Raw genomic sequence first — 22,203 nt, 5'->3', positions numbered from 1 at the left:
GGCCATCTTTGAGCGGACTTACGGCAAGGTGGAGCGCCGTGCCTTTGCCTCGCCCCCCAAGCCCGCCCGCACCAGCCTGGACGACAAAAAGTACAACGTCCAGACCCAGAACAAGGGGCCGGAGTACCTGCTGGTAGACGGGTACAACATCATCTTCGCCTGGGAGGAGCTGAAGCGGGTGGCCCAGACCAACCTGGACGCCGCCCGGCAGATGTTGATGGACCTGCTGAGCAACTACCAGGGGTTCAAAAAGTGCGTGGTGATCCTGGTGTTTGACGCCTACAAGGTCCCCCGCAGCGTCCAGGACGTATACAAATACCACAACATCTACGTGGTGTATACCAAAGAGGCCGAGACCGCCGACACCTATATCGAGCGGGCCACCTATGAGATCGGAAAGCACCACCGGGTACGGGTGGCCACCTCCGACGGGGCGGAGCAGCTCATCATCCTGGGCCACGGGGCCCTGCGGCTGTCGGCCACCACCTTTAAGGCGGAGGTGGAGCAGGTGTCCGGGCAGATCGCCGCCCTGCTCAAGCAGCTCAACAAGCCCACAAAGTCCCGGCCGGTGGAGGCCGCCCTGAAAAAGGCACAGGAGGAACGAAACAGATGATCCCCATGCACATCATCGCCCGCATCCGCAGCGACTTCCCCACCAAGTTCGGCATACCCCGGCAGAGCGGGCTGGTGGAGGATTTGCGCGCCACGGTGGTCTTTGAGCCGGAGTACCGCAATCCCGACGCCCTGCGGGGGCTGGAGGAGTTCTCCCATCTGTGGCTGATCTGGCAGTTTTCCCAGGCGGTGCGGGATACCTGGTCCCCCACGGTGCGGCCCCCCCGGCTGGGTGGCAACACCCGCATGGGGGTGTTCGCCACCCGCTCCCCCTTCCGGCCCAACCCCATCGGCCTGTCCTGCGTGCGCCTGGTTGGCATGGAAAAGGACCCGGAGCTGGGCCACGTGCTGGTGGTGGCGGGGGCGGATCTGATGGACGGCACCCCCATTCTGGACATAAAGCCCTATCTCCCCTACGCCGATTCCCACCCGGAGGCTTTGGGGGGCTTTACCGGCAACGTGGGGGGCAAAGTGCTGGAGGTGGACTTCCCCCCGGAACTGCTGGACCAGGTGCCGGAGGACAAGCGGGAGGCGCTCATCGGGGTGCTGTCCCGGGACCCCCGGCCCTCCTACCAGCACGACCCCGGCCGGGTGTACGGCATGGCCTTCGCCGGGCTGGAGGTGCGCTTCTCGGTGGATGGAGACGTGCTCCACGTCCGGGCGGTGGAATAGACGGAGCGGGCGGCCTGGAGGGCCGCCCGCTTTTTTTACGCTCCATGCAACAATCCCGCCCCCTCAGGGGTGTTAGGGGCAGAAAGGGGGAAACGCCATGGGAGAGGAAACCGGCCTGCGGCGGGTGATGGAATGCTATGGAGACATGGTGTACCGCCTGGCCCTGGCCCAGACCCACAGCAGCCACGACGCCGACGACGTGTTTCAGGAGGTCTTTCTCCGGTACCTCCGCGCCGCCCCCGCCTTTCGGGAGGAGGAGCACCGGAAGGCCTGGCTGCTGCGGGTAACGGTAAACTGCTGCAAAAAGCTCCACGGCTCCTTCTGGCGGCGGCATACGGTGGCTCTGTCGGAGACCCTGCCCGCCCAAAATCCGGAGGAGGGAGAGCTGCTGGGGCTGCTGGAGGGACTGCCCCCCAAATACCGGGCGGTACTCCACCTCTACTACTATGAGGGCTACGCCACCGAGGAGATCGCGGCCATTCTGGGCCGCAGCCCCGGCACCGTCCGCAGCCAGCTCTCCCGGGGACGGGCCCTGCTGCGGGACGCATGGAAAGGAGCGGAAGAACTATGACGGAACAGACCTATCGGAATCTCTTTGACCGGGCCGGTCCCAGCCGGGCCCTGGTGGAGGACACCCTGGCGGCGGCGGAGCAAACAACCGCCCGGCGGCGGGTCCCGGTGCGGCGGCTGGCGGCGGCGGTCCTCTGCCTGGCGGTGGTGCTGGGGGCGGTCAATTATCAGGCCCTGGCCGCCGGGGTGCAGTGGATGGTCCGCTACTTCACCGGCGTGGGGGCCTCCCAATCGCCGGTGATGGTGGTGTCAGAGGCCGACCAGTGGACCGAGGGGGACTGGCTCTGCCAGCTGGACGGGGTGAGCCAGGGGGAATACCTGCTGCTGGAGCTCTACCTGGTCAGCCCGGAGGAGGAGGCCCATCAGCTGGCCACCCGCAGCCTGCGGGTGTACGCCGATGGCGTCCTCCTGGAGCAGGGGGACCAGGTCTACTCCGAATGGATTCCCCATGCAGAGTCCGTGTGCCAGGGCCAGCCGTGGGTCCCCCTCTCCAGCCTGGACTGGGGGCCGGAGCTGGCCTGGCGGGAGGAGGGCTACCGCTCCCGGGTCCATATGCCCTTCCTCTACAAGCTGCCGGAGGAAATGCCCACCGAGCTGACCTATGAGCTGCTGGATCTGGAGGGGGGCGGCTCCCGCACCGGATCCCTGACCCTCACCCCCGTGGAGGCCCAGGCCGCCCGCTCGGACAGCCGGGACTTTGCCGAGGGGACGGTGACCGCCCTGGTCAGCGAGGACGGCCGGCAGCTGTCGGTGTACGCCCACCAGGAGGAGACGGCGGACGGGCTGCTGCTGACAGGGGCCTCCCTGTTCCACCACCAGGTCACCTTCATCGGGGCCTCCGGGACGCGCTACCCCGACGCGGGGGAAGGCTTCCGCAGCTACACCTCCGGCCATGTGAACGTCCAGCTGGCCGCCGCCCCAGACTGGGTGGAGGAGCCCATCGTGGCGGTGGAGATCGGCGCCCTCCAGCTGGTCTACGAGCACGATACCTGGTGGGATGGCCTGGGAGGGGGTATAGTCCGTACCCAGGACACCACCACCTACGGGGACCTGAACTGGGTCATCTCTCTGGAATAACGGCAGGCAGAACGGGGCCGGGCGCTGACGCGCCCGGCCCCTTGCTTACTGTTTATCCCAACAAGCCGCGGCTTATCTTGTCATACATGCCGCTGCCGCCGTCACAGGCCAGGCGGTACCAGGCGGTCTCTCCGCCCTGCTCCACCCCGGCCCGCTCCCCATCGGCCAGGAAAATCACCTTGTCGCCGGAATCCGTCTCATAGACAAAGGCCGGGCCATCGAGGGTCTCCGGGGCCTCCGCCCTGGCCCAGGGCCACAGGTTCAGCTGGCCGAAGGGGTAGGTCTGGCCGTCGTACACCGTGGTCTGGGTCTCCGCACCGTCGGCATAGACCACGCCCCGCAGCTCCCCCGACTGATTCAGAACCGGCTGAACCACCCGCTCCATGGCCAGCCATACCGGTTCCCCCTCCACCAGGGTAACCTGTCCGGTGGTAACGCCGTCATACCGGGTGGACAGCCAGTCCAGGGCCGCCCCCTCCGGGGTGAGCAGGCCGGTATGCTGCCCCTGGTCCGCCTCCTCCTGAACCCCGGCGTAATATTCCGCCGCCGGCATGCCGGTGTTCAGCGGGAGGACCCGCAGTGGAGAACCCATACCGTTATAGAACAGCCCCTCCACGCACCAAATGCCCCCCTCGCCCTGTGTGGCAGGCTGGGACAGGAGCAGAGTGACCGATTCCGCCCCCTCATAGCTCACGTAGACGTGGTCGCTGTCCCAGAAGCAGCCGTCGGTATAGATTTCGCTCTCGTCAAAGGCCGACAGGCCGTTGCGGGCCAGGAAGTCGGAAAAGAGCTCCTCCGGCAGCCGGTCAGTGAGCCTGGTCCAGATGGCCAGGTCCTCGGTGGGGTCCTCCGCCATGGTGTAGAACCGCACATCGGTGGGAAACTGCCAGGCGTAGTACCAGCCATCCCCCCGGGCAATGAAGGTCCGCCCGCTGTTTTCGGAGACCAGGGCTTCCTCAAAACCCAGCTGGTCATACCGGGCCAGGGAGAAGATCCAGCCCATCTCCATCTCCGCGCCGCCCCCCGCCTCATAGCTGCGCCTGTCGTAGACGGAGAAGAACATATTCCCCTCCTCCGGAGTCTGCACCAGCAGGTCGGCGGTCAGGTCGGCGGGGAGGGCTACCGTCAGGCCGTTGGACAGCGGATAGAGCTCCGGGTTTTCCAGCAGGGTCTCCAGGTCGGACACTGGGGTTGGGCTGGGGGAAGGGCTGGCGGTGGGTTTGGCGTCCAGTACCGAGGCGCAGGCGGTGAGGACCAGGGCCATCACCAGAGTGACCGCCACCGCCGCCGGGCCCCGCTTTCTGGGCCGCATCACTCCCACCAGCCGCTCTTTTAAGTGCTTCTTCTCCTCGCACAGGGTGGCGGTCAGCATGCCCACGCTCTTGGGGGGCTGGCCCGCCGCCATGGCCAGCAGGGTCTCGCCGTAATGCCGCCGCCCGGCGGCGTCCAGACCTTTCACCACCGCTTCGTCGCAGGACAGCTCGCAGGCCCGGTTCAGCTGCCGCCGCACCACGATCATCAGGGGGTTAAACCAGTGGAGGCTGGTCACCGCCACGGCAAACCACTTATAGAGCAGATCCTGCCGCCGGGCGTGGGTCAGCTCGTGGGCCAGGATATCCCCCAGCCGGTCCTCCTCCACTCCACAGGGCAGCACAATGGTGGGTCGGACCACCCCCAGCAGCATGGGGGTGGTCACGTAGGGGCACACCATCAGCCGGCTCCGCCCCTCCGGGTCCAACCGGGTCAATCGGGCCAGGGCCGCCCCCTCCGGGTGCTCCCCGGTTTCCTTTACCAGCCGGGCAAACCGGCGGTAGCCCCACACCTGCCGTCCCAGGCAGAACACCGTCCCCGCCGCCCAAAGGGCAAGCCACAGCGCCGGGCTGGTCAGCACCCCCCGCCAGTCAACGGCGGGCCGGGCCGGTTGGGTCTCCGGCTGGGGCTGAACCTGTGCCGCACCGTCCTGGACCGGGGGCTGCACCTGCTCCGGCTGGACGGGCCGGGCCGCGGGCTGCTGCTGGACGACGGCCTGGGCCGGCGCCTCCGGCGCCCGGGCCGGCAGGGGGATGGTCACCCCCACCGGCAGGCACAGCCGGGCCAGCACCAGCAGCCAGAGATAGTAAAACACGGTCTTGCTCCTGATCAGGGGCCGGACCACCAGCAGCAGGCCGGTAAGGACCGACCCCAGTACCGTCAGCACCAGCAGGGTGCGCAGAAATTCCGCCATGCTATTGCCTCCTCTCTCCGTCCATCTCATCCAGCAGCTGCCGCAGCTGGGCGATATCCTCCTGATTCAGCTGATCGGCCCGCACTAGGTCGGCCACCATATTCCGGGCCGAACCGGCGTACAGCCTGTCGATGAGCTTTTTGGTGCGGCTACCCCGCACCTCCTCCCGGCTCACCAGAGGGGTGTACCAGTACACCTGCCGCTTCTCCTGGCCCACCGCCCCCTTGGCGCACAGCCGCCGCAGCAGGGTCTTGGTGGTATCCCCGTTCTTCTCCCACAGGGCCTCCTTGATCTGGCCCAGGGTACAAGGCTCCCCCGCGTCCCACAGCACCTCCATCACCTCCAGCTCGGCCTCGGTGATCTTTTCTTCCACGCTGCTCATTCCGATTCCCCCTTACACTTCCTCATAAACAAAATAGAGGTTACAGTTGTACCCTTCGCACTCTTAGGGTACAACTGTAACCTCACTTTGTCAAGGGGGTTTTTGGTTACAAATCAGCTGCAGCTCAGGGGGTAGGTGCCGGTGAAGCAGCCATCGCAGAAGCCGCAGGCGGCGTCGGGGGCGATGCGGTGGAGGTCCTCCAGGCTGAGGAAGCCCAGGCTGTCCGCTCCGATGAGCTGGCGGATCTCCTCCACAGAGTAACGGCAGGCGATGAGGTTTTCCCGGTCGGGGATGTCGGTGCCGAAGTGGCAGGGGGCGATGAAGGGGGGCGCGGAGGAGCGCATATGGATCTCTGTGGCCCCGGCCAACCGGAGGAGGGTGACGATCTGCCGGGAGGTGGTGCCCCGGACGATGGAGTCGTCGATCATCACCACCCGCCGGCCCTCCACGCAGCTTTTCAGGGGCCCCAGCTTGATGCGCACCGCCTGCTCCCGGCTCTGCTGGCCGGGGGTGATGAAGGTGCGGCCGATGTAGCGGTTTTTCACCAGGCCCACCCCGTAGGGGATGCCGGATTTCTCAGCGTAGCCCATGGCGGCGTCCAGGCCGGAGTCGGGCACGCCGATGACCACGTCGGCCTCCACCGGGCAGGCCTGGGCCAGCAGGCGGCCGGCGTTGCGCCGGGCCTGGTGGACCGACTGGCCGCAGAGCACCGAGTCGGGCCGGGCAAAGTAGATGTACTCAAAGATGCACAGATGGCTGGCGGCGTTCTCGCAGTTCTCCCGGATGGAAGTCACCTGGTCCCCCTCCACCACCACGATCTCGCCGGGCTCCACCTCCCGGACAAACTCCGCCCCCACGGCGTTGAGGGCGCAGCTCTCCGAGGCGAAGAGCACCGCCTCCCCCCGGCGGCCCATGCACAGGGGCCGAAAACCCCAGGGGTCCCGGAGGGCGATGAGCTTCTGGGGGGACATGACCAGCAGGGAGTAGGCCCCCCGCAGGCCCTTCACCGCCTGGCACACCGCCTCCTCCACCGAGGCGCAGCGCAGCCGCTCCTGGGCGATGGCGTAGGCGATGAGCTCGGAGTCGGTGGTGGTCTGGAAGATGGCCCCCCGGTACTCAAAGGCGGTGCGCAGCTGTTTGGTGTTCACCAGGTTGCCGTTGTGGGCCACCGCCAGGGTGCCTTTCACGTAGTTGAGGGTGAGGGGCTGGGCGTTCTCCCGGCGGCCGCCGCCGGTGGTGGCGTAGCGCACGTGGCCCACCGCCATGGTGCCGTTGAGCCTGTCCAGGGTATCCGGATCAAACACCTCCCCCACCAGGCCCACGTCCTTGTGGTAGGACAGCTCCCGGTCGTTGATGGCGGCGATACCGCAGGCCTCCTGCCCCCGGTGCTGCAGGGCGTACAGGCCGTAATAGGCGGTGCGGGCGCAGTCCCCCTTGGGGTCCCAGATCCCAAACAGCCCGCATTCCTCGTGGATTGACACAGCGTTTCCCTCCCAAAGTTTCCATAAAAAAAGAAAAAGGCGCCGTGGCCTCATGCCACAGCGCCTTTACTCTGACGGGCCCATTATAAGCGTCCGCCGGAGGTTTGTCAAGGCAGGCCGCCCTCAGTCGTCCTGCAAAGCGTCATAATCCATTTCGCCGGTGCGCACCTTCACCGCGTTGTCCACGTGGGTGAGGAAGATCTTGCCGTCCCCCTGGTTGCCGGTACGCAGCACCTGTTCGGCGGCCGCCACCACCAGGGCGGGATCCACCTTGGCCACCACGATGTCCACCTGGAGCTTGGGCAGCAGGTGCATGCTCATCTTGACGCCCCGGTACTGGCCCACCTTGCCCATCTGGGCGCCGCAGCCCATGACCCGGCTCACCGTCATACCGGTGACGCCGATGGCCGCCATGGCGTCCCGCAGGGCGGAGAAGCGCTCCTCCCGGCAGATAATGGTCAGCTTGGTCATGCCGCCCTGGGGATGGCCGGCGGCGGGCGCCCCTGCTAGGGTCACGGGAGTGAGGTCCTCCACATCCACCGGCTCATAGGCCACGTCCCCGCCCAGAGCGCCGGGAGCGGCGGGCAGGAAATCGGCGTAGGCGGAGGCCAGGGCGTGCTCGGCCACATCCAGGCCCACGATCTCCTCCTCGGGGGTGACCCGCAGGCCGATGGTCTTGTCAATGAGCTTGAACACAATGAGCATGGTTACTACGGCATAGGCCCCGATGGTCACCACACCCAGGCACTGGACCCCCAGGTGGTAGAAGCCGCCGCCATAAAACAGGCCGGAGGTGGTGTTGAACAGGCCGTCGGCCACGGTGCCCCAGATGCCGTTGGCACAGTGGACCGCCACCGCGCCCACCGGGTCGTCGATGTGGAGCTTGAAGTCCAGCAGCTCCACCACCAGCACCACCAGGATGCCGTCCACCGCGCCGATGAGGATGGCCCCCAGGGCGTCCACCGTGGCGCAGGGGGCGGTGATGCCCACCAGGCCGGCCAGGGAGGCGTTGAGGCACATGGACACCTCGGGCTTGCCGCCCCGCTTCCAGGTGAACACCATGCACACAAAGGTGGCCACCGCGGGGGCCAGGGTGGTGCTGCCCAGGATCTGGGCCAGCTGGGCGGTGTCGGCGGCGGCGGCGCCGTTGAAGCCGTACCAGCAGAACCACAGGATGAAGCAGCCCAGGGCGCCCAGGGTCAGGGAGTGGCCGGGAATGGCGTTGACCCGGAGGGCGCCGTCCTTCTCCTTGGTGTACTTGCCCAGCCGGGGCCCCAGCATCCAGGCCCCCACCAGGGCGGACAGGCCGCCCACCATATGGATGACCGACGAACCGGCAAAGTCCACATAGCCCAGACCCACCAGCCAGCCCTGGCCGTTCCACACCCAGCCGGCCTCAATGGGGTAGATGACGGCGCTGATCACGCCGGAATACACGCAGTAGGCCAGAAACTTGGTCCGCTCCGCCATGGCGCCCGACACAATGGTGGCCGCCGTGGCGCAGAACACCAGCTGGAAGAAAAAGTTGGACCAGTCAAAGCCGTAAAAGTCGGTGAACATCTGATATTCCGGCTTTCCGATAAGGCCGAAGAAGTAGTTCTCACTGTTCATGATGCCGTAGCCCAGCAGGATGAACACCACCGTACCGATACAGAAGTCCATCAGGTTTTTCATAATAATGTTGCCGGCGTTTTTGGCCCGGGTAAACCCAGCCTCCACCATGGCAAAGCCGCACTGCATAAAGAACACCAGCACCGCGCCCACCAGATACCATACCGACAGATCCATACGCGCTCCTCCTTCTCAAACAACAAACAAGGCGCGCGGCCGGCCCCCTTACCGGTCTGCGCGCCTTTGCACGGGTCTCTCCATAACGCCATTTTGCCGCGGCAAACACAAAGAGCGCCGCCGGTCTCCCGGCAGCGCCCTTGCATGGGCACAGTCTATGACCCGCCGCCCCCTTTGTCAACCCCTCCCGGCCAACTTCGGCACAGCGGCCAAACCGCCCCCGCCATGGGCCGGGCCCTTTTTGGAAGGTTCCACAAACTGGATACTCCCGCCCCGCAGAAATGAAAGTCCATTATATGATTCTTGCATAAACGCGCCCATATATTTGTTTTTCATTTTTGACCTGCAACACAAAAAGAACAAATTTTCACAATTCCCCTTGACATTCCTCGGTTTGGCCGGTATACTTTCGCACATAGTCGAGGACAAAGAGGTTCCCGCCATCCGGCAGGAATGTCTTTGTCCTTTCTTATTTGAAGGCACGAGAGGAGTTGCTTGCAATGTCGTTCACCAAGGAAGATATCATCCGTAAGGTAAAGGAAGAGGATATCGAGTTTATCCGCCTCCAGTTCACCGATATTTTCGGTCAGCTGAAAAATGTGGCCATCACCGCCTCCCAGATTGAGAAGGCGGTAAACAACCAGATCATGTTCGACGGCTCCTCGATTGAGGGCTTTGTCCGCATTGACGAGTCCGACCAGTACCTCTATCCCGATCTGGACTCCTTCGCGGTGTTCCCCTGGCGGCCCAGCCACGGCAAGGTGGCCCGGCTGATCTGCGACGTGTACAACCCCGACGGCACCCCCTTTGTGGGCGACCCCCGGAACGTGCTCAAGCGGGTGCTGAAAAAGGCGGCGGACATGGGGTATGACGCCTTCAACGTGGGCCCCGAGGCGGAGTTCTTCCTGTTCCAGACCGACGACGAGGGCAAGCCCACCGTCAAGACCAACGATGAAGCCGGCTACTTTGACCTGGGCCCCCTGGACCACGGCGAGGGTACCCGCCGGGAGATCTGCATGGCCCTGGAGCAGATGGGCTTTGAGATCGAGGCCAGCCACCACGAGGTGGCCCAGGGCCAGCATGAGATCGACTTCAAGTATGCCGACGCCCTCCACACCGCCGACAACATCATGACCTTCAAGCTGGCGGTGAAAACCCTGGCCCAGAAGAACGGCCTGCACGCCACCTTTATGCCCAAGCCCATTTTCGGCATCAACGGCTCGGGCATGCACACCAACATGTCCCTGTTCAAAAACGGCAAGAACGTGTTCTACGATCCCGACGGGGAGAAGGGTCTGTCCAAGGAGGCCTACTCCTTTATTGCGGGCCTGCTGGCCCACGTGAAGGGCATGGCGGCGGTGACCAACCCCCTGGTGAACTCCTACAAGCGGCTGGTGCCCGGCTATGAGGCCCCCTGCTACCTGGCCTGGTCGGCCTCCAACCGCTCCGCCCTCATCCGTATCCCGGCGGCCCGGGGCCAGGCCACCCGGGTGGAGCTGCGCTCCCCCGACCCGGCCTGCAACCCCTATCTGGAGCTGGCGGTGTGCCTGGCCGCCGGTCTGGACGGCATTGAGAAGGGCATGACGCCCCCCGCCGAAGTCACCGAGAACATCTTCGCCATGGACGACGCCGCCCGGAAGGCCCACGGCATCGACGCGCTGCCCGGCTCCCTGGACGAGGCCATCGCCGCCCTGGAGGGCGACCAGCTGATCCTGGACACCCTGGGCGACCACGTAGCCGCCAACTATATCGAGGGCAAGAAGAAAGAGTGGGACGAGTTCCGCACCCGGGTATCCTCCTGGGAGCGGGAGAAATATATCATCAACTATTGACAAGCCAGTGTGTGGCGGGGCAGGGAGTGAATGGAAATGGAACAGGTGATCGTCGCCTTTGAAAGCACCAAGAGCGCCCTTCGGGTCAAGGAGATCCTGGAGTCCAGCGGCACCGCCTCCTGCATTCTGTGCGCCTCCGCCGGGCAGGTGCGCCGCACCGTCCACAAGCTCCACATCACCGCGGTGGTGTGCGGCTTCAAGCTGGCCGACCAGCCGGCGGAGGCCCTGTTTGCCGACCTGCCGCCCTCCTGCGCCATGCTGGTGCTGGCCACCCAGAACCTGCTGGACCTGCTGCAGGACGAGGACATCTTCCGTCTGGCCTCCCCGGTGTCCCGGGGGGACCTGACGGCGTCGGTACGGATGCTGCTGCAGATGGGGCGGCGGCTGGAGCGGATCCTCCGGCCCCGCCGCTCCGAGGAGGAGCAGGCGGTGATCCGCCGGGCCAAGGAGCTGCTGATGGACCGCAACGGCATGACGGAGGAGGAGGCCCACCGGTTTTTGCAAAAGACCAGCATGGACAACAGCGCCAAAATGCTCCAGACGGCCCAGCTGGTTTTAGACAGCGCGGAAGGGGAATCATAGCAGAGACAACGCAGTCTCTCGGCGGCAGTCCGGAGGCGGGGACTGCCGCTTTTTTGATCACCTGGAAAGGGGATGCACACATGAAAACAGAAGCTTATCCGCAGGGCGGGCTGTACCGGCCCTGTTTTGAGCACGACGCCTGCGGCATCGGCGCCGTGGTGGATATCCATGGCCGGCCGGACCACCAGATCGTGGACGACGCGCTGAAGATCGTGGAAAAGCTGGAGCACCGGGCGGGCAAGGACGCCAAGGGGGAGACCGGCGACGGCGTTGGCATCCTGGTCCAGGTGTCCCACGGCTTTTTCAGCCGGGCGGCGGGGTTCCCCCTGCCCGGCCCCCGGGACTACGGGGTGGGAATGTTCTTCCTCCCCCAGGACACCCGGCGGCGCAGCCAGGTCAAAAAGCTCTTTGAGCTGGTGGCCGAGAAGGAGGGCCTGGCGTTTCTGGGCTGGCGGGCGGTGCCCGCCAATCCCGACATCCTGGGCCAGCGGGCCAGAGAGAAGATGCCCGCCATCTGGCAGGGCTTTGTCCGCCGCCCGGAAGCGGTGGCCCAGGGTCTGGACTTTGACCGGAAGCTCTATGTGGCCCGGCGGGTGTTTGAGCAGTCCTGCGGCGGGGACACCTACGTGGTGTCCCTGTCCAGCCGGACGGTGGTATACAAGGGGATGTTCCTGGTCAACCAGCTGCGGGCCTTCTACCCCGACCTGGACGACCCGGACTACCACTCCGCCCTGGCCCTGGTCCACTCCCGGTTCTCCACCAACACCAACCCGGCCTGGGAGCGAGCCCACCCCTACCGCCTGCTGGCCCACAACGGCGAGATCAACACCATCCGGGGCAATGTGGACCGAATGCTGGCCCGGGAGGAGACCATGTCCTCCAAAGTTCTGGGGGACCAGATGGACAAGGTGCTGCCGGTGGTGTCGGCGGCGGGGTCGGACTCGGCCATGCTGGACAACACCCTGGAATTTCTGATGATGGCGGGGATGGACCTGCCCCTGGCGGTGATGGCCTGCATCCCCGAACCCTGGATGGGGGACAAGACCATCTCCCGGGCCCGGCGGGACCTGTACCAGTACTACGCCACCCTGATGGAGCCCTGGGACGGCCCGGCGGCGGTGCTGTTCACCGACGGCGACATGGTGGGGGCGGTGCTGGACCGCAACGGCCTGCGGCCCTCCCGGTACTATGTCACCAAAGACGGCCGGCTGATCCTGGCCTCCGAGGTAGGCGTTCTGGACCTGCCGGCGGAGGAGATCGTGCGCAAGGACCGGCTGCGCCCCGGCCGGATGCTGCTGGTGGACCTGAAGCAGGGCCGCATCGTGGAGGACGGGGAGCTGAAAAGTGCCTACGCCGCCCGGCAACCCTACGGCGAGTGGCTGGACGGCAACCTGATCCACCTAGCCGACCTGCCCGTACCCAACAAGCGGGTGGAGCGGCACAGCCGGGAGGAGCTCCACCGGCTGCAAAAGGCCTTCGGCTACCGGTATGAGGACGTCCACGACACCATTCTGCCCATGGCCCGCACCGGCTCGGAGGCCACCGCCGCCATGGGTACCGACATCCCCCTGGCGGTGCTGGACGACGTGGACCGCCCCCTGTTCCACTACTTCCACCAGCTCTTCGCCCAGGTGACCAACCCCCCCATGGACGCCATCCGGGAGGAGATCGTCACCGACACCACGGTGTACGTGGGGGACGACGGCAACCTGCTGGAGGAAAAGGGGTCCAACTGCCGGGTGCTGCAGATCCAGAACCCCATCCTCACCTCCACCGACCTCATGAAGATCAAGAGCATGGACCAGTCGGGCTTCCACGTGGCCACCGTCTCCCTGCTCTACTATAAGAACACCTCCCTGGAGCGGGCGGTGAGCCAACTGGCGGTGGCGGTGGACCGGGCCTGGCGGGAGGGGGCCAATGTGGTTGTCCTCTCCGACCGGGGGGTGGACGAGAACCATGTGGCCATCCCCTCCCTGCTGGCGGTGTCCGCCATGGAGCAGTACCTCATCCGCACCAAGAAGCGCACGGCGGTGTCCATCATTCTGGAGTCCGCCGAGCCCAGGGACGTGCACCACTTCGCCGCCCTGCTGGGCTACGGCGCCCGGGCGGTGAACCCCTACCTGGCGGAGGAGACCATCGTGGAGCTCATCGAGGAGGGCCTGCTGGACAAGGACTTCCACACGGCGGTGAAGGACTACACCCAGGCCGTCCTCCACGGCATCGTAAAGATCGCCTCCAAAATGGGCATCTCCACCCTCCAGTCCTACCAGTCCGCCCAGATCTTTGAGGCGGTGGGCATCCGGCAGGACGTGATCGACAAATACTTCACCAACACCGTCTCCCGGGTGGGAGGCATCGGACTGGAGGAGATGGAGGCGGCGGTGGAGCGCAACCACGCCAAAGCCTTCGACCCCCTGGGGCTGGAGGTGGACCTGGAGCTGGACAGCCTGGGGGCCCACAAGGCCCGCGCCGGCGGCGAGGACCACCTGTACGACCCCCAGACCATCCACCTGCTCCAGCAGGCCGCCCGCCGGGGGGACTATGACCTGTTCCGCCAGTACACCCAGCGGGTGGACGACGAGACCCGGCCCCACACCCTCCGGGGCCTGCTGGACATGAAGTACGCCGACGCCCCCATCCCCCTGGAGGAGGTGGAGAGCGTGGAGGCCATCGTCAAGCGCTTCAAGACCGGGGCCATGAGCTATGGCTCCATCTCCCGGGAGGCCCACGAGTGCCTGGCCCAGGCTATGAACCTGCTGGGGGGCAAGTCCAACTCCGGCGAGGGGGGCGAGGAGCCCGACCGGCTGAAGGATCCCGCCCGCAACTCGGCCATCAAGCAGGTGGCCTCCGGCCGCTTCGGGGTGACCAGCGAGTACCTGGTAAGCGCCAGGGAAATCCAGATCAAGATGGCTCAGGGGGCCAAGCCCGGCGAGGGCGGCCACCTGCCGGCGGGCAAGGTGTACCCCTGGATCGCCAAGTGCCGCCACGCCACCCCCGGCGTATCCCTGATCTCCCCCCCGCCTCACCACGACATCTACTCCATCGAGGACCTGTCCCAGCTCATCTACGACCTGAAGTGCGCCAACCGGCAGGCCCGCATTTCCGTCAAGCTGGTCAGCGAGGCAGGGGTGGGCACCATCGCCGCCGGCGTGGCCAAGGCGGGGGCCCAGGTGGTGCTGATCTCCGGCTTTGACGGCGGCACCGGCGCGGCCCCCCGCACCTCTATCCACCACGCCGGCCTGCCCTGGGAGCTGGGGCTGGCGGAAACCCACCAGACCCTGCTTCAGAACGGCCTGCGCTCCCGGGTGGTGGTGGAGACCGACGGCAAGCTGATGAGCGGCCGGGACGTGGCCATCGCCTGCATGCTGGGCGCCGAGGAGTTCGGCTTCGCCACCGCCCCCCTGGTGACCCTGGGGTGCGTGATGATGCGGGTGTGCAACCTGGACACCTGCCCGGTGGGTGTGGCCACCCAGAACCCGGAGCTGAGAAAACGCTTCTGCGGCAAACCGGAGTACGTGGTCAACTTCATGCGCTTCATCGCCCAGGAGCTGCGGGAGCACATGGCAAAGCTGGGCGTGCGCACGGTGGATGAGCTGGTGGGCCGCACCGATCTGCTCTGCGTCCGCACCCCGGCGGTGAACCAGCGGGCGGCCACGGTGGACCTGTCCGCCATTCTGAACAATCCCTGGGCGGGGGCGGGCAAGAGCCACTTCGACCCGGCGGACGTGTACGACTTCCAGCTGGAGGACACGGTGGACCTGAAGGTGCTGGAGCCCCAGCTGGGCAGCGCCCTGTCCGCCGGGGAGTCCCGGCGGCTGAGCCTGAAGGTGTCCTCCACCCACCGGGCGGTGGGCACCATCCTGGGCTCCGACGTCACCCGGCTCCACGGAGACGCTCTCCCCGAGGACACCTTTACCATCCAGTGTACCGGCGGTGGCGGTCAGTCCTTCGGCGCCTTCCTGCCCAAGGGGGTCACCCTCCGGCTGGAGGGGGACGCCAACGACTATTTGGGCAAGGGCCTGTCCGGCGGCACTATCGTGGTCTATCCCCCCAAAAACAGCCCCTTTGACCCGTCGGAGAACATCCTGGTGGGCAACGTGGCCCTGTACGGCGCCACCAGCGGCAAGGCCTTCCTCAGCGGCGTGGCCGGCGAGCGGTTCTGCGTGCGCAACTCGGGGGCCACCGCGGTGGTGGAAGGGGTAGGCGACCACGGCTGCGAGTATATGACCGGCGGCCGGGTGGTGGTGCTGGGCCCCACCGGCAAGAACTTCGCCGCCGGCATGAGCGGCGGCGTGGCCTACGTGCTGGACGAGCAGCGGGACCTGTACCTGCGTCTGAACAAGGAGCTGGTATCCATGTCTCCCGTGACCGAGGCCCACGACGCCGCCGAGCTGCGGGAGCTGATCCAGGCCCACGCCGACGCCACCGGCTCGGCCAAGGCCCGGCACATACTGGAGCAGTTTGAGACATATCTGCCCCTCTTCAAAAAGCTCCTCCCCCACGATTACGACCGGATGCTGCGCACCATCGCCCACTTTGAGGAGCGGGGCATGAGCCGCCAGGAGGCCCAGGTGGAGGCCTTCTACGCCAACACCAGAAAGGCAGGGGAATAAGCATGGGAAAACCCACCGGATTTTTGGACGATCAGCGCCAGGGCAACCCGGCTCAGCCGCCCCTGGAGCGCATCAAGCACTATCGGGAGTTCCACCCGCCGCTAGATCGGGAGGAGCGGCGGCGGCAGGGCGGGCGCTGCATGGCCTGCGGCGTGCCCTTCTGCCAGTCGGGGGCGGTGCTGGGCGGCATGGTGTCCGGCTGCCCCCTCCACAACCTGGTTCCCGAGTGGAACGACCTGGTCTACCGGTGCCACCCCGGCCACGCCGCCCACCGGCTGCTCAAGACCAACAACTTCCCGGAATTCACCGGCCGGGTGTGTCCCGCCCTGTGCGAGGCGGCCTGCACCTGCGGCCTCCACGGGGACCCGGTGACCGTCAAAGAAAACGAGCTGTCCATCATCGAGGATGCCTGGGCCTCCGGCCGGATGGAGCCCCGGCCCCCCAGGGCCCGCACCGGCCGGAAGGTGGCGGTGGTGGGCTCCGGCCCCTCCGGCCTGGCCTGCGCCGAGCAGCTCAACCGCCGGGGCCACACCGTCACCGTCTTTGAGCGGGAGGACCGGCCCGGGGGCCTGTTGATGTACGGCATCCCCAACATGAAGCTGGAGAAGTGGGTGGTCCTGCGGCGGCTGGAGAAGATGGCCGCTGAGGGCATCCAGTTCCGCATTGGCGTGGACGTAGGCAAGGATGTGTTCCCCGAGGAGCTGCTGGCAAGCTACGACGCGGTGGTGCTGTGCTGCGGCGCCTCCCAGCCCCGGGACCTGACCGTTCCCGGCCGGGAGGCGGCGGGGGTGCTCTTCGCCGTGGACTTCCTGAAAGAGACCACCCGCTCCCTGCTGGACCACAGCCTGGCCGAGGGCACCTATCCCTCCGCCAAGGGCAAGCAGGTGGTGGTGGTAGGGGGCGGCGACACCGGCAACGACTGCGTGGGCACCTGTATCCGCCAGGGCTGCGCCGGGGTGGTGCAGCTGGAGATGATGCCCAAGCTGCCCGACAGCCGGGGAGAGAACAACCCCTGGCCGGAGTGGCCCCGGGTGTGCAAGACCGATTACGGCCAGGAGGAGGCCATCGCCCTCTTCGGCCACGACCCCCGCATTTACCAGACCACGGTGACCGGCCTGATCGCCGACAGCCGGGGCGCCCTGGAGGGGGTGACCACCGTGGAGCTGGACCGGGAGCTGAAGCCGGTGCCCGGCACCGAGCGCACCCTGCCCTGCCAGCTGCTGCTCATCGCCGCCGGGTTCCTGGGCCCCCAGGCCTACGTGCCCGAAGTGTTCGGCCTGGAGCGCACCAGCCGCTCCTGCGTCAAGACCCCGGAGGGGAGCTACGCCACCAGCGTGCCCCGGATCTTTGCCGCCGGCGACATGCGCCGGGGCCAGTCCCTGGTGGTGTGGGCCATCGCTGAGGGCCGGGCCGCCGCCCGGGAGGTGGACCAGTTCCTGCTGGACTGGGGCGGTTAAAGCCGAATCAAGTAAGAGGGACTGCCGCATATTCTCAGGAGGCGATGCCTCCGGCGGCCCACTTTCGAGTGGCCGAAAGTGGGGAAAGGCCAATTAAGGCGGGGGATTTCGATTTCCCCCGCCTTAATAATCCACCCCTTAAAACGACCAATCAGGGGGGCCTGCGGGCCCCCCTATTGGATGTACCCCCCAGGGAGGGAACTTGCGGCACCTTGCTGCGTGCGGCGGGGCCGTTACGGAGTAAGGCCCCGCCGCCGGTAAGCTGGCAGGAGAACAGCCTGGGGGAGTTTCCAAAGAGGGGGAACCGCAGTTCTCCCTCTTTGGTCGTTTTCAAGGAGGGGGTGCAGGGGGAGGGAAATCGAAATCCCTCCCCCTGCTGATTCTTTCTTCCCTTTCTCAGTGATGAGAAAGGGAACCGCCGGAGGCACGCTGTCTCACATCTGCTGGTGGAAGGTGCGCTTGATGACCTCCAGCTGCTGCTCCCGGCTGAGGCGGGAGAAGTTCACCGCGTAGCCCGACACCCGGATGGTGAGGGTAGGGTACTGCTCGGGATGCTCCATGGCGTCCAGCAGCAGCTGCCGGTTCATGACGTTGACGTTCAGGTGGTGGGCCCCCTGGATGAAGTAGCCGTCCAGGATGTTCACCAGGTTGCAGGTGCGCTCCCCGTCGCTCTTGCCCAGGGCGTTGGGCACGATGGAGAAGGTGTTGGACACCCCATCCTGGCACACCGCCCGGTAGGGCAGCTTGGCCACCGAATTGAGGGAGGCCAGGGCCCCGCTCCTGTCCCGGCCGTGCATGGGGTTGGCGCCGGGGGCGAAGGGCTCTCCCGCCTTGCGGCCGTCGGGGGTGGCCCCGGTCTTTTTGCCGTACATCACGTTGGAGGTGATGGTGAGGGCGGAGAGGGTGTGGATGGCGCCCCGGTACAGGGGGTGCTTTTTCAGCTCGGCGGAGAAGTAGGACACCAGCTCCACGGCGATGTCGTCCACCCGGTCGTCGTCGTTGCCGTACTTGGGGAAGTCCCCCTCCACTTCAAAGTCCACGGCGATGCCATTCTCGTTCCGGATCGGGCGCACCCTGGCGAACTTGATGGCGGAGAGGGAGTCGGCGGCAATGGACAGACCCGCCACGCCGAAGGCGGCCAACCGCTCCACCAGGGTGTCGTGGAGGGCCATCTGGCTGCTCTCATAGGCGTACTTGTCGTGCATGTAGTGGATGATGTTGATGGTGTCCACGTAGAGCTCCGCCACGTAGGAGAGCACCTTTTTGTAGTTGCCCAGCACCTTGGGGTAGTCCAGCACCTCGTCGGTGTCCAGCGGGATGTCGGGCACCACCTGGACGCCCTTCTTCTCGTCCACGCCGCCGTTGATGGCGTACAGCAGACTTTTGGCCAGGTTGGCCCGTGCGCCGAAAAACTGCATCTGCTTGCCCACCGCCATGGCGGACACACAGCAGGAGATGCAGTAGTCATCCCCGTACATGGGGCGCATCAGCTCGTCGCTCTCGTACTGGATGGAGTCGGTCTTGATGCTCATATCGGCGCAGTACCGCTTGAACCCCTCAGGCAGGTCCTTGCTCCACAGCACCGTCAGGTTGGGCTCGGGGGCGGTGCCCAGGTTGGTGAGGGTGTGGAGCATCCGGAAGGAGTTTTTCGTCACCAGGGTGCGGCCGTCCACCCCCATGCCGCCGATGGACTCGGTGACCCAGGTGGGGTCGCCGCCAAAGAGCCCGTTGTACTCCGGGGTGCGCAGGTGGCGCACCAGCCGCAGCTTGATGACAAACTGGTCCATCAGCTCCTGGGCCCCCCGCTCGTCCAGCACGCCCCGCTCCAGGTCCCGCTGGATATAAATGTCCAGGAAGGTGGCGGTGCGCCCCAGGGAGGTGGCGGCGCCGTTATTCTCCTTCACCCCCGCCAGGTAGGCCATATACAGGTTCTGCACCGCCTCCCGGGCGTTCTCCGCCGGTCGGGTGATGTCGCAGCCGTACCTGGCGGCCATGGCGGCCATCTCTTTTAAGGCCCGGATCTGCATCTGCACCTCCTCCCGCAGGCGGATGCGCTCGTCGGTCATGGCCCCGTCCAGCAGGTCCAGGTCCTTTTCCTTCTCCTCAATGAGAAAGTCGGTGCCGTACAGGGGCACCCGGCGGTAGTCCCCCACGATCCTCCCCCGGCCGTAGGCGTCGGGCAGGCCGGTGAGCAGCCCCGCCGACCGGGCCAGCCGGGTGCGTTTGGGATAGGCGTCAAAGACCCCCTCGTTGTGGGTCTTGCGGTAGAGGCGGAAGTGCCGCTCGATCTCCGGGTCCAGCCGGTAGCCGTACTGCTCCAGGGCGGAGATGGCGTTGCGGATACCGCCGAAGGGGTTGACGATCCGCTTCAGGGGGGCGTCGGTCTGGAGACCCACGATCACCTCGTTGTCCCGGTCGATGTAGCCGGGGGCGAAGTTGTCGATGCCGGAGACGGCGTGGGTTTCCACGTCGATGATCCCCTTCTGCACCTCCTCAATGATGAGGGCCTGGGCCTTTTTCCACACTTCCGCCGTTTTTGTGGAAATCCCGGCCAGAAAACCGGCGTCCCCGGTGTAGGGGGTGTAATTCTTCTGGATAAAATTCCGCACGTTCACCAAATGCCGCCACTCGCCGGTGCGGAAGCCCTGCCAGGCGGCGCAATTCACGTCAATGCTCATAGGTTCTCCTTTTCGCAGCAAGTCTCGTTCAGTCGTCTGTTCCAGTCCGCCAGGGCCTCCCTCTCCATGGAGGGCGTCCCCTCCAGAGGGTAGGGGATGCCCAGGGCGGCGTACTTGTGTACCCCCAGGGTGTGGTAGGGCAGCAGCTCCACCCGCCGGATGTGCCGGAGGGTGTGGAGATACCACTCCAGCCCCGCCAGGTGCTCCGCCCCGTCGGTAAGGCCGGGCACCACCACATGGCGCACCCACAGGGGGACCCCCGCCTCCTGAACCTGCTCCAGAAAGCGGTCAAAGGCCTCCATGGACCGGCCGGTGAGCTGCCGGTATCCCTCCGGGTCGTGGTGCTTGACATCCAGCAGCACCAGGTCGGTATTCTGCAAAATGGGGCCATATTCCCCCAGGCCGCAGCCCGCCGTGTCCAGACAGGTGTGGACCCCCGCCTGCCGGCACAGGGCCAGACACTCCGCCAGAAACTCCGGCTGGAGCAGGGGCTCTCCCCCGGAGAAGGTCACCCCGCCGTTTTGGCCGAAGTAGGGCTGAAAGCGGAGCAGCCGGCCGGTCAGCTGTTGGGGGGTGCAGCTCTCGCCCCCCTCCATGACCCAGGTGTCCGGGTTGTGGCAGTACCGGCAGCGCAGGGCGCACCCCTGGAGAAAGACCACCGCCCGCACCCCCGGCCCATCCACCAGGCCCATGGACTCCAGGGAGTGGATCCGGCCCAAAGTCATGTGGAACCATACCTCCTTTGCAAAAAAGAAAAGCCGACAATCCGGGCTTTCCTCGCCCAGACGGTCGGCTTTTTTCTCATCATACTCCATGTGGTGGCTCCACATTATCCGTCAGTCATATGATGTACCATTTATACCACGTCCCTCCCCTGTTTGTCAACAAAAAAGCACCCATCTTTTTTGTGCAAACCGTCAAAAACGTTTCATTTTCATTTCTCCCTCTTGTAATTTTAACCAGACGCCGCTATAATACAGTCAAGCAATGTGCGGAGGTTTTGAGAGGCGCAGAGTGGTTCAGGCTGCTTTGCGCCCTTTTTGCGCACATGATCTTGGAGGGACTGGCATGGACACACCCCAGCTTTTGGAGCTTCTGGCCGACGGACCGGTGATCGCGGCGGTGAAGGACGACAACGGCCTGAAGCGGGCTTTGCGCAGCGAGGCTCCGGTGCTCTTCCTGCTCTATGGGGACATTCTCACCATCCGGGACACGGTGGCCCAGGTGCGGGAGGCGGGCAAACGGGCGTTTGTCCATCTGGATCTGGTGGAGGGGCTGTCCGCCCGGGAGATTTCCGTGGATTTCATCGCCCGGAGCATCGCCGCCGACGGCGTGATCTCCACCAAAGCCGCCCTGACCCGGCGGGCCAGGGAGCTGGGGCTGGTGGCTATCCAGCGGATCTTCCTGCTGGACTCCATGGCCCTGAAGAATCTGGAGCGCCACGTGTCCAACGAGACCGCCGACCTGGTGGAGGTGCTGCCGGGCCTGATGCCCAAGATCATCCGCCAGCTCTGCCGGACCGCCGGCAGGCCCATCATCGCCGGAGGCCTGATCTCCGACAAGGAGGACGTCACCGGGGCCCTGGGGGCCGGAGCGGTGGCGGTGTCCTCTACCAACCCCGCTGTGTGGAGTATGTAGGACCCGTACAAGCGCATATGGATGTTTCTGGAGATTGGAGAGTGAAACAGCGCCAGCCCTTCGCCGGGGCGGGTCTGTTTTGCTCTTTTTTCGTCTGATACAATGGTTTACGGGAGGTTTTGCTATGTACGACGTTGTGATCATCGGCTGCGGCATTGTAGGCGCGGCCACCGCCTTCGAGCTGTCCAAGTACCGGCTCAAGGTAGGGATCGTGGAGCGGGAGAACGACGTGGCCTGCGGCACCACCAAGGCCAACTCCGCCATTATCCACGCCGGGTATGATCCCGTCCCCGGCACCCTCATGGCCAGGCTCAACGTCCGGGGCGCCGCCCTGGCCCGGGAGCTGTGCGCCGCGTTGGACGTGCCCTACCTGCCCTGCGGCTCCCTGGTGCTGGGCTTCTCTCCGGAGGATCAGGCCCACCTGGAGGAGCTGTACCGCCGGGGTGTGGCCAACGGGGTGCCCGACCTGGCCCTGCTGACGGGGGACGAGGCCCGTGCCATGGAGCCCAACCTCTCCCCCGCCGTCTCCGCCAGAGCCAGGCCGTACTCCCAGGGGGAGCAGATGGCGGCGGTGCGCAACGGCGCCGAGCTCCAGCT

At 65.8% G+C, this 22,203-nt stretch carries 16 protein-coding genes and 1 riboswitch; of the genes, 10 read left to right on the top strand and 6 right to left on the bottom strand.

From position 1 onward, the window contains the following. The 4 genes from B5F88_RS14175 to B5F88_RS14160 all read left to right on the top strand — a co-directional run. Positions 1 to 613, top strand: a 613-nt coding sequence (locus B5F88_RS14175) for an NYN domain-containing protein (protein WP_140402132.1), incomplete at its 5' end; no start/stop codon positions are given. Continuing rightward, complete coding sequence (tsaA, locus tag B5F88_RS14170; RefSeq protein WP_087347462.1) at positions 610 to 1,284, top strand: tRNA (N6-threonylcarbamoyladenosine(37)-N6)-methyltransferase TrmO; 675 nt, start codon at positions 610 to 612, stop codon at positions 1,282 to 1,284. The genes B5F88_RS14175 and tsaA, both read left to right, overlap by 4 nt. Before the next feature lie 97 nt (positions 1,285 to 1,381). Then, on the top strand, positions 1,382 to 1,855 hold the full coding sequence (locus B5F88_RS14165; RefSeq protein ID WP_087347460.1) for a sigma-70 family RNA polymerase sigma factor: 474 nt from the start codon (positions 1,382 to 1,384) through the stop codon (positions 1,853 to 1,855). Beyond that, complete coding sequence (locus tag B5F88_RS14160) at positions 1,852 to 2,931, top strand: hypothetical protein (protein WP_087347457.1); 1,080 nt, start codon at positions 1,852 to 1,854, stop codon at positions 2,929 to 2,931. Before B5F88_RS14165 ends, B5F88_RS14160 begins: the two co-directional genes overlap by 4 nt. A gap of 52 nt (positions 2,932 to 2,983) precedes the next feature. On the opposite strand, the gene B5F88_RS14155 is transcribed toward B5F88_RS14160, so the two are convergent. The 4 genes from B5F88_RS14155 to B5F88_RS14140 form a co-directional block, all read right to left on the bottom strand. Beyond that, a complete protein-coding gene (locus tag B5F88_RS14155; protein ID WP_162612197.1) occupies positions 2,984 to 5,155 on the bottom strand; it encodes a M56 family metallopeptidase in 2,172 nt (723 codons plus the stop codon). A gap of 1 nt (position 5,156) precedes the next feature. Beyond that, entirely contained in the window at positions 5,157 to 5,537 is a 381-nt protein-coding gene (locus tag B5F88_RS14150) for a BlaI/MecI/CopY family transcriptional regulator (protein WP_087347453.1), read from the bottom strand. Between the two features lie 113 nt (positions 5,538 to 5,650). Next, on the bottom strand, positions 5,651 to 7,018 hold the full coding sequence (gene purF, locus B5F88_RS14145; protein WP_242959807.1) for an amidophosphoribosyltransferase: 1,368 nt from the start codon (positions 7,016 to 7,018) through the stop codon (positions 5,651 to 5,653). Between the two features lie 123 nt (positions 7,019 to 7,141). Next, positions 7,142 to 8,806 carry an ammonium transporter gene (locus B5F88_RS14140; RefSeq protein WP_087347448.1) on the bottom strand — a complete coding sequence of 555 codons (1,665 nt, stop codon included), beginning with the start codon at positions 8,804 to 8,806 and terminating at the stop codon, positions 7,142 to 7,144. A gap of 500 nt (positions 8,807 to 9,306) precedes the next feature. On the opposite strand from B5F88_RS14140, the gene glnA reads away from it, so the two are divergent. The 4 genes from glnA to B5F88_RS14120 all read left to right on the top strand — a co-directional run bounded on the left by glnA (position 9,307) and on the right by B5F88_RS14120 (position 17,290). Next, complete coding sequence (gene glnA / locus B5F88_RS14135) at positions 9,307 to 10,638, top strand: type I glutamate--ammonia ligase (protein ID WP_087347446.1); 1,332 nt, start codon at positions 9,307 to 9,309, stop codon at positions 10,636 to 10,638. Positions 10,639 to 10,674: 36 nt separating this feature from the next. Continuing rightward, complete coding sequence (locus tag B5F88_RS14130; RefSeq protein WP_087347444.1) at positions 10,675 to 11,220, top strand: ANTAR domain-containing protein; 546 nt, start codon at positions 10,675 to 10,677, stop codon at positions 11,218 to 11,220. An 80-nt stretch (positions 11,221 to 11,300) separates the two neighbouring features. After that, the gene (gltB, locus tag B5F88_RS14125; protein ID WP_087347442.1) at positions 11,301 to 15,833 is read left to right on the top strand and encodes a glutamate synthase large subunit; all 4,533 of its coding nucleotides are present in this window, start codon (positions 11,301 to 11,303) and stop codon (positions 15,831 to 15,833) included. A gap of 2 nt (positions 15,834 to 15,835) precedes the next feature. Further along, a complete protein-coding gene (locus B5F88_RS14120) occupies positions 15,836 to 17,290 on the top strand; it encodes a glutamate synthase subunit beta (protein ID WP_087347440.1) in 1,455 nt (484 codons plus the stop codon). 434 nt (positions 17,291 to 17,724) lie between these two features. Here the strand turns inward: B5F88_RS14120 and pflB are convergent, their stop codons facing one another. Both pflB and pflA read right to left on the bottom strand, forming a co-directional pair. Further along, on the bottom strand, positions 17,725 to 19,968 hold the full coding sequence (pflB, locus tag B5F88_RS14110) for a formate C-acetyltransferase (RefSeq protein WP_087347435.1): 2,244 nt from the start codon (positions 19,966 to 19,968) through the stop codon (positions 17,725 to 17,727). Beyond that, positions 19,965 to 20,693: a pyruvate formate-lyase-activating protein gene (gene pflA / locus B5F88_RS14105; RefSeq protein WP_087347464.1), complete on the bottom strand. Its 729-nt coding sequence runs from the start codon at positions 20,691 to 20,693 to the stop codon at positions 19,965 to 19,967. Before pflA ends, pflB begins: the two co-directional genes overlap by 4 nt. Positions 20,694 to 20,740: 47 nt before the next feature. Further along, positions 20,741 to 20,822, bottom strand: a riboswitch (ZMP/ZTP riboswitch). 214 nt (positions 20,823 to 21,036) lie between these two features. Between pflA and B5F88_RS14100 the strand changes: the two genes are divergently transcribed. Together B5F88_RS14100 and B5F88_RS14095 are read left to right on the top strand one after the other, a co-directional pair. Beyond that, positions 21,037 to 21,606 (top strand): glycerol-3-phosphate responsive antiterminator, encoded by a 570-nt coding sequence (locus B5F88_RS14100; RefSeq protein WP_087347433.1) that lies wholly within the window; start codon positions 21,037 to 21,039, stop codon positions 21,604 to 21,606. A gap of 124 nt (positions 21,607 to 21,730) precedes the next feature. Next, on the top strand, positions 21,731 to 22,203 hold a 473-nt coding region (locus tag B5F88_RS14095), incomplete at its 3' end, for an FAD-dependent oxidoreductase (RefSeq protein WP_140402131.1).

Source organism: Flavonifractor sp. An306 (assembly GCF_002159455.1).
Classification (GTDB): Bacteria; Bacillota; Clostridia; order Oscillospirales; family Oscillospiraceae; genus Flavonifractor.
The sequence above is the reverse complement of the archived record's forward strand: the minus strand, read 5'-3'. Positions and strand labels throughout refer to the sequence as shown.